This window comes from Flavobacterium sp. M31R6 (assembly GCF_013284035.1).
Lineage (GTDB): Bacteria > Bacteroidota > Bacteroidia > Flavobacteriales > Flavobacteriaceae > Flavobacterium.
The window spans coordinates 3,988,581-4,001,208 of the sequence record NZ_CP054141.1 but is presented as its reverse complement, the minus strand read 5'-3'; the positions used below and the strand labels follow the sequence as shown (position 1 = coordinate 4,001,208).

13 protein-coding genes are annotated in these 12,628 nt (G+C 35.8%); 3 read left to right on the top strand and 10 right to left on the bottom strand.

Translation table 11 applies throughout. From position 1 onward, the window contains the following. Positions 1-3: 3 nt before the first annotated feature. From HQN62_RS16680 to dnaA, 6 genes are all read right to left on the bottom strand, one after another. Entirely contained in the window at positions 4-771 is a 768-nt protein-coding gene (locus HQN62_RS16680) for a ParA family protein (RefSeq protein WP_116797341.1), read from the bottom strand. Between the two features lie 255 nt (positions 772-1,026). Beyond that, positions 1,027-1,908, bottom strand: a complete 882-nt coding sequence (locus HQN62_RS16675) for an SDR family oxidoreductase (protein WP_173505204.1) — start codon at positions 1,906-1,908, stop codon at positions 1,027-1,029. 136 nt (positions 1,909-2,044) lie between these two features. Beyond that, a complete protein-coding gene (locus tag HQN62_RS16670) occupies positions 2,045-3,172 on the bottom strand; it encodes a methionine aminotransferase (RefSeq protein WP_173505203.1) in 1,128 nt (375 codons plus the stop codon). 251 nt (positions 3,173-3,423) lie between these two features. Continuing rightward, a complete protein-coding gene (locus HQN62_RS16665; RefSeq protein ID WP_173505202.1) occupies positions 3,424-4,146 on the bottom strand; it encodes an SAM-dependent methyltransferase in 723 nt (240 codons plus the stop codon). A gap of 106 nt (positions 4,147-4,252) precedes the next feature. Then, positions 4,253-4,720 (bottom strand): low molecular weight protein-tyrosine-phosphatase, encoded by a 468-nt coding sequence (locus tag HQN62_RS16660; RefSeq protein ID WP_173505201.1) that lies wholly within the window; start codon positions 4,718-4,720, stop codon positions 4,253-4,255. Between the two features lie 8 nt (positions 4,721-4,728). Further along, positions 4,729-6,156 (bottom strand): chromosomal replication initiator protein DnaA, encoded by a 1,428-nt coding sequence (gene dnaA / locus HQN62_RS16655; protein WP_116797344.1) that lies wholly within the window; start codon positions 6,154-6,156, stop codon positions 4,729-4,731. Between the two features lie 183 nt (positions 6,157-6,339). Here dnaA and HQN62_RS16650 point away from each other — a divergent pair, with 183 nt between their 5' ends. After that, the gene (locus tag HQN62_RS16650) at positions 6,340-6,744 is read left to right on the top strand and encodes an acyl-CoA thioesterase (protein WP_173505200.1); all 405 of its coding nucleotides are present in this window, start codon (positions 6,340-6,342) and stop codon (positions 6,742-6,744) included. 30 nt (positions 6,745-6,774) lie between these two features. Here HQN62_RS16650 and HQN62_RS16645 read toward each other — a convergent pair whose 3' ends face one another. The 3 genes from HQN62_RS16645 to ribD form a co-directional block, all read right to left on the bottom strand. Then, entirely contained in the window at positions 6,775-7,404 is a 630-nt protein-coding gene (locus tag HQN62_RS16645; RefSeq protein WP_173505199.1) for an IMPACT family protein, read from the bottom strand. A gap of 174 nt (positions 7,405-7,578) precedes the next feature. After that, positions 7,579-8,184: an HAD family hydrolase gene (locus tag HQN62_RS16640; RefSeq protein ID WP_173505198.1), complete on the bottom strand. Its 606-nt coding sequence runs from the start codon at positions 8,182-8,184 to the stop codon at positions 7,579-7,581. Continuing rightward, a complete protein-coding gene (gene ribD / locus HQN62_RS16635) occupies positions 8,177-9,220 on the bottom strand; it encodes a bifunctional diaminohydroxyphosphoribosylaminopyrimidine deaminase/5-amino-6-(5-phosphoribosylamino)uracil reductase RibD (protein WP_173505197.1) in 1,044 nt (347 codons plus the stop codon). The genes HQN62_RS16640 and ribD overlap by 8 nt, the downstream gene beginning before the upstream one ends. Positions 9,221-9,525: 305 nt before the next feature. Here ribD and HQN62_RS16630 point away from each other — a divergent pair, with 305 nt between their 5' ends. Further along, positions 9,526-10,011 carry a GNAT family N-acetyltransferase gene (locus HQN62_RS16630; RefSeq protein ID WP_173505196.1) on the top strand — a complete coding sequence of 162 codons (486 nt, stop codon included), beginning with the start codon at positions 9,526-9,528 and terminating at the stop codon, positions 10,009-10,011. Between the two features lie 196 nt (positions 10,012-10,207). Continuing rightward, a complete protein-coding gene (gene prmC, locus HQN62_RS16625) occupies positions 10,208-11,065 on the top strand; it encodes a peptide chain release factor N(5)-glutamine methyltransferase (RefSeq protein WP_173505195.1) in 858 nt (285 codons plus the stop codon). A gap of 280 nt (positions 11,066-11,345) precedes the next feature. On the opposite strand, the gene HQN62_RS16620 is transcribed toward prmC, so the two are convergent. Continuing rightward, positions 11,346-12,590: an ABC transporter permease gene (locus HQN62_RS16620; RefSeq protein ID WP_165818120.1), complete on the bottom strand. Its 1,245-nt coding sequence runs from the start codon at positions 12,588-12,590 to the stop codon at positions 11,346-11,348. Between the last annotated feature and the right edge of the window lie 38 nt (positions 12,591-12,628).

The window sequence follows — 12,628 nt, the reverse complement described above, 5'->3', positions numbered from 1 at the left end:
CAACTATTTACTGTTTTTCTTTATAATTTCTTGAGCTAAATGAATATAATTTACCGCTCCTTTGCTGGTCGCATCATAGTTGATAATGCTTTCTCCAAAACTAGGTGCCTCACTCAATTTTACATTTCTTTGTATCACAGTTTCAAAAACCATATCGTTAAAATGTTTTTGAACTTCTTCTACAACTTGGTTTGATAAACGCAATCTAGAATCAAACATTGTCAATAATAGACCTTCAATATCCAAATCAGGATTGTGGATTTTTTGGATACTTTTTATGGTATTCAATAATTTACCCAAACCTTCTAATGCAAAATACTCACATTGAATCGGAATTACTACAGAATCCGCAGCAGTTAAGGCATTTAATGTCAAAAGTCCAAGAGATGGCGCACAATCAATTAAGATATAATCGTATTGATCTTTTACACTTTCCAATGCTTTTTTAAGCATGTATTCTCTATTTTCTTTGTCGACAAGTTCAATTTCAATCGCAACAAGATCAATATGTGCAGGAATTATATCAACATTTGGCGACGAACATTTTATGATGGCCTCCGATGGAGTGTGACTATGTTCTAGAATTTGATAGGTTCCAATTTCAACGCTTTCTACATCAATTCCTAAACCTGAAGTGGCATTTGCCTGAGGATCAGCGTCTATTAGTAATACTTTTTTTTCTAAAACACCCAATGAAGCAGCTAGGTTAATAGAAGTAGTTGTCTTTCCAACTCCACCTTTCTGATTCGCAATCGCTATGATTTTGCCCATTTATTTTCTAAATTTTGAACGGTAAAAATACAATTATTTATGGGTTTTGAAAATCTATTTTGTTAACAAAAACAAATAGTTTTCACTGTCCCCAATTTATCTTGACAATACTGTGTATTCTCTGCTTTTTTAGTAATTATTATATCTGAAAAAAGAGAACTGTATAAATAGTTCTCTTTTTTGTTTTATTATTTAGGTGTTATTTCTGATTATTTTCAATAGTTATTGATGTTAATCGGTGATTAGCGCAAGTGGTTAACTCCTTTTCTTTGCTTTAATCATCATTTCCAATTGATCCCAAAGTTCTTCGGGAATTGCTTCCAATAAATTGAATTGTCCTGCGCCTTTCAGCCATTCACCCCCATCAATAACCACTACTTCGCCATTGACATAGGCAGAAAAGTCAGAAACTAAATAAGCGGCTAAATTGGCCAATTCTTGATGGTCACCAACTCTTTTTAATGGCACTTTTTTGGCCATGTCAAATTTCTCGGCAAGGTCTCCAGGTAATAAGCGGTCCCAAGCACCTTTGGTAGGAAACGGTCCGGGGGCAATTGCATTGGTACGAATACCGTATTTAGCCCATTCCACTGCAAGACTTCTTGTCATAGCCAGAACTCCTGCTTTTGCAGTGGCACTCGGAACTACATAAGCGGAACCTGTCCAAGCATAAGTAGTGACAATATTCAAAATAGTTGATGAATTTTGTTTGGTGTCTATCCAGTGTTTTCCAAAGGCTAGAGTGCAGTTTTTTGTCCCTTTTAAAACAATATCAATAATAGTGTCAAAGGCGTTGGCAGATAAACGCTCAGTTGGAGAAATGAAATTTCCTGCGGCATTATTCAATAATACATCAACTTTACCAAAAGCTTTCAATACTGCTTGAAGCATGTTTTCGACTTCTTCATAATGACGAACATCACATTGTAACGGTAAACAAGTTCCGCCTGTTTCGGCTTCAAGTTCTTGAGCAGTGTTTTTTAGTTTTTCTAAATCTCTTGAAGTAATAGCTACTTGAGCTCCTAATTCTAAGAAATATTTGGTCATAGCTTTTCCTAAGCCACTTCCGCCTCCTGTAACTACTATTACTTTGCCTTTTAAAGCATCGTCTCTCAACATTTTATCGGTATAACTCATAATTTATTTTTTTTTGTATTGTAAATGTAGTAAAATAAAATAGTATGCATGCATAATAAAATATTTTTTTAATTCAATAGTTTCTAAGTTACTAAGATTCTAAGCAACTTAGATACTTAGAATCTTAGTAGCTGTGTTAAATTCCACACAATCTTTTTGCCGCTTCTTCCAAAGTGTGATTGTCTTTGGCGAAGCAAAAACGGATTAACTTTAAATCTTTTCCGTTTTCGTAAAAAGTAGATATTGGAATTGCAGCAACACCATATTCTGTAATTAATCGTTTGCAAAAATCAACATCACTTTCGTTGGAAATATTAGCATAGGAGGCTACTTGAAAATAAGTTCCTTCACAGGGCATTAACTGGAATCGGCTATTTTTTAATAATGATCTGAAATAATCTCTTTTTTCTTGGTAGAATTGACTAATTTCATTTAGATCGACTAAATCAAGATATTCTGAAACTGCTATCTGGCAAATGCTATTGACGCTAAAAACCAAAAACTGATGCACTTTTTTGATTTCTTTCATCAAATAGTCAGGAGCTACAAGGTAACCTATTTTCCAACCCGTTACGTGAAATGATTTTCCAAATGAAGAAACCGTAATGCAACGATCGAGCAGTTTTGTTCGAGTATGAGTAGAAATGTGTTTTTGTTCAAAAGTGATGTATTCGTAAACTTCATCGGAAAGCAAAAGTACATTAGGGTGTTTTTCCAAAAGTGATTCCAGATTCTCAAAGTCGGATTCATTTAAAATTTTCCCTGTAGGATTGTGCGGATTATTAATGATAATCATTTTGGTTTTTTCCGAAAAGGCACTGGCGATAGTATTCCAGTTTGGAGTGTAATCATCATTGAGTGATACTCGTATTGGTTTTGCTTGGCTTAATAATATAGGAGCTTCGTAACAATCGTAACTTGGATCGAGAATAATTACTTCATCATTTGGCTTTAGCAAGGCCAGTAATGTTGTGAATATGGCTTGGGTTGCGCCAACTGTAACGAGTATTTCGGTTTCGGGAAGGATGTTGCGATTGTAAGATGATTTTACCAATGTTGCAATTTTTGCCAACAATGGAGGGTAACCTGACATAGGCGTGTATTGGTGAACGTCTTCGTGTGCCAATCGAGAAACAATTTTGGTTAATCTTTCGTCAACTGGGAAGTTTGGAAATCCTTGAGAAAGATTGATTGCATTATGTTCTGCTGCCATTTTGGACATTACCGTAAAGATGCTGGTTGTTACATTTGGTAATTTACTCATGTAATAAATGAATTTATTTAGGAGTATAAAAGTAGTTTTTTTAAGCTGATTTTTTCTTTTTTTAAGGGATGATGTTCGGTAAAATTAATATCTGGTGTAATACTAATTTTCCTGCGAGCTGCGTGAGGGATAGGAAGAAGCTACCGAAGTAGCCTGGATAGCCCGACAGCATAAAAGAAATGGGCCGACTCACCGGTGCGATGAGTAGGCCCATTTTTTTTATGGTGGCACGCCCAAAAGAGCTTTGTCAATTACATTTTATGGATGATGAAAATGGTGGGGCGTTTGTGTAAATCGACAGTTTCTTTTTTCCAGGCTGAAATTTTCTTTGTTTTGATGTATTCAGTTGGCAAAGTAATATCGGCAGCAATACATAAATACGTATCGGGATGTAATGTCTGGATTAAATCTTCGAGCAGTTTATTGTTGCGGTACGGTGTTTCGATGAAGATCTGAGACTGATTTTTTTCAAAAGATATGCGTTCTAGGCTCTTGAAGCTGGCTCTTTTTTCGTCTTTTTCAATGGGTAAATAACCATGGAAAGTAAAACTTTGACCGTTCATTCCGGATGCCATCATGGCTAATAATATGGAGGATGGGCCAACAAGTGGGACAACCTGAATTCCTTTGTCGTGAGCTAGTTTTACGATTACAGCACCAGGATCTGCTACACCTGGACATCCTGCTTCGCTCATAAGTCCCATGTCTTTACCTTCCAAAAGCGGTTTGATAAACTCTTGGTGGTCTTTGGCTTCGGTGTATTTGTTGAGGATAAAAAGTTTTAGCTCTGATTGTTTTTTCTCTGGATTGGTCAGTTTTATTGATTTTCGAGCTGTTTTGTCGTTCTCAACCACATAGTGGTCAATTAAATCAACGCATCTTTTTATAGTTTGTGGTAATACGTCCATCGGGTCGCAATCGCCCATAGTAGTTGGGATTAAGTATAGTTTACCAAAAAGAGGTGCTGATTTCATAGATGTGACTTTCTGTTATTAGAAATACGATTTTGTAGTCTTCTAATAATGGTTTTGGGCTAATGTATTTGCCATTGTGGGCAAAGTTATAAAAACTTATTTAGTTTTAGGAGTGTTTGGTAATCAGCTTTTGGGCAATTACTTCGCAAGCTTCGTCGAGCATTTGATAAACCATGTCAAAACCATTTGCTACTCCGTAGTATGGGTCTGGGACATCAACATTTTCGTTCGGAAAGATAGCGTCCAAAATAAGTTGGACTTTTTCTTTTTGGGATTCGCTTTGGGCGAGATGGATCACATCGTTGTAGTTTGAGTTATCCATTACAAAAATGTAATCAAAAGCATCGAAATCGGTTTTTTGAAATTGTCTTCCTTGTTGATTGGCAATATTTAAACCATTTTTTTTGGCAGTGGCTATAGAGCGATTGTCTGGAGCACGACCAATGTGCCAAGAACCTGTTCCTGCGGAATCTACATGGAATTTATCACTGGGAAGTTTGGAGGCTAATATACCTTCTGCCAATGGAGAACGGCAGATATTACCCAAACAAACCATTAAAATTTTAACAGGCATATTGCTTTTTATAGCGTTAATTTTGAATTAATATCCTCGACATACTTTTTGAATTGTTTATCGGTTGCTACTAAGTTGTCTACTGTTTTGCAAGCATGCAATACAGTGGCGTGATCACGGTCACCTATTTGGGAACCGATATTGGCCAATGAAGCTTTAGTGAACTTTTTGGCAAAAAACATTGCCAGTTGTCTTGCTTGCACCACGTGCCTTTTTCTCGTTTTGGATTGTAAAGTTTCCAAATCCAATTGGAAATAATCGGAGACAATTTTTTGAATGTAATCGATTGATATTTCTCTCTTTACATTTTTTACAAATTTTTCCACGACACTTTTGGCAAGTTCGATGGTTACTTCTTTTTTGTTGAAAGAAGATTGCGCAATCAATGAAATGATAGCTCCTTCTAGTTCACGAACATTTGATTTAATGTTACGTGCCACATATTCTATAATGTCGTCTGGCATTTCAACACCATCACGATATAGGATATTTTTTAGTATTGAAATTCTCGTTTCGTAATCCGGCTGGTGTAACTCGGCAGATAATCCCCATTTGAAACGGGATAATAAGCGTTGCTCAATGTCTTGCATGTCAACAGGAGCCTTGTCCGAAGTCAAGATAACCTGTTTTCCGTTTTGGTGCAAGTAATTGAAAATATGGAAAAATACATCTTGTGTTCCTGATTTTCCAGAAAGGAATTGAACATCGTCAATGATTAATACATCAATTAATTGATAGAAATGAATAAAATCGTTTCTGTTGTTTTTCTTTACCGAATCAATATATTGTTGGGTGAAAATTTCAGCAGAAATATATAAAACCGTTTTTTCAGGATATTTATCTTTGATTTCAACACCGATAGCGTGAGCTAAGTGTGTTTTTCCCAATCCAACACCACCAAAAATTAATAATGGGTTGAAAGATGTTCCGCCTGGTTTATTGGCAACAGCCATACCTGCAGAACGGGCTAGCCTGTTAGAATCCCCTTCCAGAAAGTTGTCAAAACTATAATTCGGATTCAGTTGGGATTCGATTTTTAAATTTCGAATACCAGGAATAACAAATGGGTTTTTTAATTCTGGATTCAGGTTTTTAAATGGGGCATCCACTTCTTGAGCTTTCATTGGAGCTCTATTGGCACTTGGCAACTGTTCCGTGAACGGTTGTTTATTGCCGTAAGTGTTTTCCATTTTGATTTTATAGAGTAACTTTGCGTTTTTTCCAAGTTCTTTGGTTAGGGCCACTTTTAATAATTTCACGTAGTGTTCCTCTAGCCATTCGTAGAAAAATTTACTTGGTACTTGAATATATAATGCGTTATCGGTAAGTTCAACTGATTTAATTGGTTCAAACCAAGTTTTATAGGCTTGATCTTGGATGTTGTCCTTTATGAAGGACAAACAGTTTTCCCATACTGATTGTGCAGTCTTGTTCATATATCTAGTTAAATTTTTTTATTTGGGTACTTATTATCTTACAAAAAGAATGTGAAATAGATTCTTTTATCGGGATAACAAATATGTGAACAATTATCTGTAAAAAAAAATATTTAGCTTATAATTTTTAAAAAAAAATGTTGTAAGGAGGTGTTTTAAATTTAAAATTTTAATTCATAATTAATGAAAGATCATCAAATTCAAGTTCGTGTTCGTTATTCAGAAACAGACCAAATGGGGGTTGTTTATCATGGAAATTACATACCCTATTTTGAGATAGGAAGGGTCGAATGGCTTAGAAACAAAGGGATTTCATATAAAGTGATGGAAGAAAGCGGTATTGGGCTCCCTATTGTAAATATGAATATCAACTATAAAAAGTCAGCGGTTTATGATGAGTTATTGACCGTGCATACGGTTTTCAAAAGTCAGACGTCCGTGAAGATAGAATTTGATTGTGCGATATACAATGAATCGAAGGAGTTATTAACAACTGCCCAATTTATGTTGGTTTTTGTGTCCTTAAAAACGGGTAGGCCAATGGCTCCGCCAGATTACATTTTGGAACTACTAAAAACTTTTGAATAATAGTCAAAATGAGTTCTTTTAAATGAGAATTTATAGTTTTTTTATGTCAATTTCAAACAAAGAATTAAAAGTGTCGAATACCATTTCGGCATTTTTTTTTCTGGTTTTTACTACAATTTTTCCAATTGGTAAATTTGTTTCTTCATCTATCTCCATTTCTTGAGAAGTAATCTCCAGTTTTTTTTCTTTAATCACTCGCATCACTTTATTCATATTTTTATAGTCAAATGAAATTTGAAAAGGAATGTCAATCGTTCTTTCGATAATTTCACAAGATTCCAAAGTGATTTGTGCCGAAGTTTTGTAGGCTGAAATTAATCCGCCAACTCCTAACTTAATTCCGCCATAAATTCGAACTACCACTACAAGTACATTTGTAAGTCCGAAAGATTGTATTTGTCCATAAATAGGAGCTCCCGCAGTATTGCTTGGTTCTCCATCATCATTGGCTCTGTATTGAATGGTTTCAGTTCCTATTTGATAGGCGTAGCAGTAATGAACCGCGTGCGGATGTTGTTTTTTTAAGATTTCTATAATGGGTTTTACCTCTTCCTCTGACTCTATCGGAAAAGCATAGCCGAAGAATTTGCTGCTTTTTTCCTTGAATAGGGATTCTTCAGAGGGAAATGCAATGGTATTGTAGGTGTCTTTCATGTTCAATGGCAAAAATCAATGTCAATAGCAATGTCAATGTCAAAATTCAATATCAAAATTTAACTACTGGCGTTTGAATATATTAAAGAGGTTATTGTTTTTTTTTTATTGCTATTGACATTGATTTTTTGCAATTGCCATTGTAATTGATTTTTGCAATTGTCATTGCAATTGCTATTGCTATTGTATAATTTTTTTATCAAACAAATCGACTACATCTTCTTCGCCCACTTGTAAATTCCAAACGGGAAGTCCAAGTGCCAATGCAGCATCTGTGTTTTCTTTTTTGTCATCAATGAATAAAGTATGCTTGGCCTGCAATCCGTTTTGATCCAATACGAAGTTGTAAACTTCTGGACTGGGCTTTCTCATTCCAATTTCAAATGAAAAATATATTTTTTCAAAACATTGATAAAAATCACTATAAAATGAAGTTCCTGATTTTTGTTCAAAAGTGTCGATGTGAATGGCATCGGTATTGCTCAACAAAAATAAACGATACTTGCTGGAAAGCATTTGAAGAAATTCCAATCGATACAATGGAAAGTCTACTAATATAGAATTCCAAGCTTCACGAATGTCTTCAATTGAAGCATTGTTGGTGTGTTTTTGAATTCCGTTCAAGAAATCTTCGTTCGAAATAGCGCCTAGTTCAAATTGTATGTTCAATTGGTCCAAATCTTCGTTCCATTGGGAAATGCCAAGATTTTTTAAACCATCCGTAGTGGCTTGTTTATCTAAATTGATAAACACATCTCCAAAATCAAAAATAATAGCATCAATCATGGTTTCTGATTATTAAAAATTCATCGGTGTCAATTGTGTGTTTTTCGGAATTTGTTTTTGGTATAAAAGGCGCTTTGATTCCTTTTTTCAAAAAAGTTTTTCCTGCAAAAATTCTAGCTTCGTCCCAAAGATTCTCATCGATAAAGGTCTGTAAGGTTTGGAGTCCACCTTCAATTATAACCGATTGAATGTTGTGTTTGTAAAGCGAATCAACGATTTGTTGGGCTATATTTTGTTTAAAATCAATTACTTCAAAGATAGTGTTTTCTTTGGAAATAGCCTTTTCAGAATTGCTAAAGACAATTGTTTTGACTTGATTGTCAAAAACAGCATTCTCTTCTGGGATACGATTATTTTGGTCCAATATTATTCGAACTGGATTGTTTCCGTGCCAATCTCTTGCATTCAGTTTTGGGTTGTCGTCAATAACGGTTTGTGTTCCCACCAGAATGGCTTGTTCCTCGGTTCTCCATTTGTGAACCAATTGTCTGGAATAGGTGTTGGTAATCCAAACTGGTTTTTTCTCCAATTTTTCACTCGGGGCAATAAATCCGTCTTGACTTTGGGCCCATTTCAATATTATGTAAGGTCTTTTCTTTTGATGAAAAGTAAAAAAGCGCTTGTTGAGTTCGTTGCATTCATCTTCGAGTATTCCAATAGTGACATGAACACCTGCTTCCATTAATTTTTTGATGCCATTTCCGGCGACTTTGATATTTGGATCTACGGTTCCAACAACGACATTTGGGATTTTATTTTTTATAATCAAATCGCAGCAAGGTGGTGTTTTTCCAAAATGGCTACACGGTTCCAAGCTCACGTAGATAGTGGCTTTTTTTAGTAACGATTTATCCTGTACCGAATTTACTGCATTGACTTCGGCGTGGGGTTCACCTGCTTTTTTGTGCCAACCTTCGCCTATGATTTTGCCTTCATAAACAATGACGCTTCCAACCATAGGATTGGGATAGGTCGTTCCCATTCCGTTTTTGGCCAAGGCTATGCAACGGTTTATATATTTCTCATGTATTTTCACTTAGCAAAAATACTAATTTTGGAATTAGGAATTTGCTTCGACATATAAGATGTAGTGTATTCGTTTGAAAAATATAGATATTAATCATATTTGGATTTTTTAGAATCTGCCTAAATCTGCCAAATCTGCATGCTAATTTTTTCACGCAGATTTGGCAGATTTACGCAGATTTATAAGAGGGAATTTTGAATAATATAACTATCAGTCTTTAATGAATATTTTTTTAGAAGTGAGTGTATTGCTTTTGATGTTTTCCCATTTACAATGGCTATTTTTGTGCATCAAATTAATAATAGAGCATTTATATGGACAATTGGATTATTAGAAAAATACAAAAAGAAGACAATCAAGCGGTTGCTCAATTGATAAGAGATGTTTTTGACGAATTGGATATCCCCAAAGTAGGAACGGCTTATGAAGATCCCTATCTTGATTTGATGTTTGAAGAATACAATAAGCCAAGATCTGTTTATTATGTGGTAGAAAGTGATGGCCGAATCGTTGGCGGAGCAGGAGTGGCACCATTGACAAACGAAGCGGCCGTTTATTGTGAATTGCAAAAAATGTATTTCCTTCCAGAAACTCGAGGAAATGGAATTGGAAGCCAAATGATGGAAAAATGTTTGCAAAGCGCCCGTGAATTTGGTTTCGAAAATTGTTATCTGGAGACAATGCCTTTTATGTTGGATGCCCAAAAGTTGTATAAAAAAGTTGGTTTCGAATATATCTGTTCGCCAATGGGAAGCACTGGTCATACAAGTTGTCCGGTTTGGATGCTGAAGGAGTTATGATTTTAGATTTTATGCTTAAGATTTAATTGTGTTATGTGTATTGTGTTTTTCTGCCACTGATAACACAGATTTGCACAGATTTTTGCGCATCATGCTAAAGAAATCTGTGAAAATCCATTTAATCTGTGGCTACTTTTTTGTTTAGTATTGTAGTAAACACTTTAGTTAGGAATCACCTCTAATTTGAAATAAAAAAATGAAAATAAAAGAATACAGAACACAATTTATTCAAGCGCTTACTTCGATGTATGGAGAAGGCGAAGCAGAAAGTTTTTTCTATTTGATATTGGAAGAAAAGCAACAACTGAAAAGAATTGATTTGGCTTTACATCCCGATTTGGAAATTTCGGAGGAGGAAATTTCAGTTTGGAATTCGATTTTAGAACAATTGAAATTGGAAATTCCGATTCAGTATTTGTTAGGGAAAACGAGTTTTTATGGATTGGATTTTGAAGTCAATGAGAATGTTTTGATTCCGAGGCCGGAGACGGAGGAATTGGTGGATTGGATTGTTTCTAATGTTCTTAAAAACGGAAGGTCTAAGAGTCTAAAAATTCTCGACATTGGGACGGGAAGCGGATGTATCGCTATTTCGCTAGCTAAGAATCTCCCGAATGCAGAAGTTTTTGCAATTGATGTTTCAGAGAAAGCGTTGGCAACCGCCAAAAAAAATGCAGAACGCAATGAAGTGGAAGTAACTTTTATTTCCCAAAATATTCTTGAAACGCTGGATTTAGGTCAAGAGTTTGATATTATTGTTTCGAATCCGCCGTATGTGCGGAATTTGGAAAAACAGGAAATCAAGAAAAATGTTTTGGACAACGAACCTCATTTGGCACTTTTTGTGGAAGATAACGATGCCTTAATTTTTTATAGAAAAATAGCCGAATTGGCCCAAAAAAACCTTTCGGATTCAGGACAATTATATTTTGAAATCAATCAATATTTAGGGAAAGAAATGATTGGTTTACTTGAAGAAATGGGTTTTAAAGACATAGAACTTCGCAAGGATATTTATGAAAACGACAGAATGATGTTGGGAATTCGTCAGTAGCATCTTTATTTATGCTATTAAGATTCTATTTTTATCGGCATTTCTGCCATAGCCCGCGGTTTTAACCGTGGGTAATATATTTTTTGACATTGAATTTCTCCTATTTTGTCTCCAACGGTTGAAACCGTTGGCTATGGCATAATCAAAATGGGGTCAATTGGATGACTAAAAACAATTTAACCAATGTTTAAATTTTTGGCTTGTGTCCACGCGATAGTTTTTTTAATGTGGTCACGCCCAAATGATTATTTTAAAAAGTATTGTTACTGAAAACAAAAACCTACTCATAACGAAGAGCCTCAATAGGATCCAGATTTGCCGATTTTATGGCAGGATACAAACCAGAAACAAGTGCCACGATAAAGCTTACGATAAACGCCGCTATCATTGCTCCCCACGGAATTACAAAAACAAAGTTCATTGCGGTCGAAAGACCAAACCCAATTAATATTCCAAAAATAATTCCGACCAAACCGCCTATTTGCCCAATCAGTAGAGTTTCTATAAAAAACTGAAAGGCGATAGTAGTTTTTTTGGCACCCAAAGCTTTTCGGACACCAATTTCACGGGTACGTTCGGTTACCGAAACAATCATAATGTTCATCAAGGCGATAGACGACCCAAGTATGGTAATAATCCCGATGAGCCACGATGCAAGCCCAAGATATTGGGTGATGCTCAGGATTCGGTTAATCAAATCATCACTTCGCACTATGGCAAAATTATTGTCTTTTATGGGGCTCAATTTTCGGACTCTGCGCATCGTGCTGTTGGCGTTGTCAATAGCTTGGTCCAATAATTCCTTTTTGCCTACCATAACACTCAAAGTATAGTTGATATTGGGAGCCGTAAACAAGGAACGGGCAACTTGTATTGGGATTAATACCCTTAAATCTTGGCTCTTTCCAAAGGTGGAACCTTTTTCTTTTAGCACGCCGATTACTTTAAATTTAGCGCCTCTTATCGAAAGGGTTTTGCCAATGGGGTTTACGTCTTTCAGAATTCCTTTTTTAAAATCGGAACCTACCACGCAAGTATAGGTATTGTTGGAAATGTCAAAATTGGTAAAATTTCGCCCCATATCGGTTTCGAGTCCCGAGTTGGTCAAAAAATGCTCGTCAACACCCAAAACATTTATTTCGGGATCCGTTTTCAAGGCTTCGTATTTTACTTCGGCGGTCGATGTCGCGGTAAATGACAGCGACGTTTCGGTCAATGGGTAATTGTATTTATTCTTGAAAGCCACCGCCTCGGGATAGGAAATGATAGGATTTATGATTTCGCGTTCCCCGCCACCGCGTCTTCGAGAGGTGTTTTCGTATTGATTAATGTTGAAAGTATTGGCTCCCATCGAGGCAAAATCGGAGGACAGCGTATTCTCCAGCGCCGCAACAACGGTCAGAATTCCAACTAAGGCAGTTATACCAATGGCAATAATCATTACCGTCAAAATGGTTCGCAACAATTGAGTTCGGATGGAACCAAAAGCGATTCGGATATTTTCTTTGAATAATTTTAGCATCATAGTCGTTTGACACGAAAATACAATTTTTGTTACAAATA

Bases quoted from the DNA above. Each gene is read 5' to 3' on its own strand.
- HQN62_RS16630 (WP_173505196.1), top strand. From the start codon at position 9,526: ATGGACAATTGGATTATTAGAAAAATACAAAAAGAAGACAATCAAGCG.
- HQN62_RS16660 (WP_173505201.1), bottom strand. From the start codon at position 4,720: ATGCCTGTTAAAATTTTAATGGTTTGTTTGGGTAATATCTGCCGTTCT.
- HQN62_RS16680 (WP_116797341.1), bottom strand. From the start codon at position 771: ATGGGCAAAATCATAGCGATTGCGAATCAGAAAGGTGGAGTTGGAAAG.
- prmC (WP_173505195.1), top strand. From the start codon at position 10,208: ATGAAAATAAAAGAATACAGAACACAATTTATTCAAGCGCTTACTTCG.
- HQN62_RS16675 (WP_173505204.1), bottom strand. From the start codon at position 1,908: ATGAGTTATACCGATAAAATGTTGAGAGACGATGCTTTAAAAGGCAAA.
- HQN62_RS16620 (WP_165818120.1), bottom strand. From the start codon at position 12,590: ATGATGCTAAAATTATTCAAAGAAAATATCCGAATCGCTTTTGGTTCC.
- HQN62_RS16640 (WP_173505198.1), bottom strand. From the start codon at position 8,184: ATGATTGATGCTATTATTTTTGATTTTGGAGATGTGTTTATCAATTTA.
- HQN62_RS16665 (WP_173505202.1), bottom strand. From the start codon at position 4,146: ATGAAATCAGCACCTCTTTTTGGTAAACTATACTTAATCCCAACTACT.
- HQN62_RS16650 (WP_173505200.1), top strand. From the start codon at position 6,340: ATGAAAGATCATCAAATTCAAGTTCGTGTTCGTTATTCAGAAACAGAC.
- HQN62_RS16670 (WP_173505203.1), bottom strand. From the start codon at position 3,172: ATGAGTAAATTACCAAATGTAACAACCAGCATCTTTACGGTAATGTCC.
- dnaA (WP_116797344.1), bottom strand. From the start codon at position 6,156: ATGAACAAGACTGCACAATCAGTATGGGAAAACTGTTTGTCCTTCATA.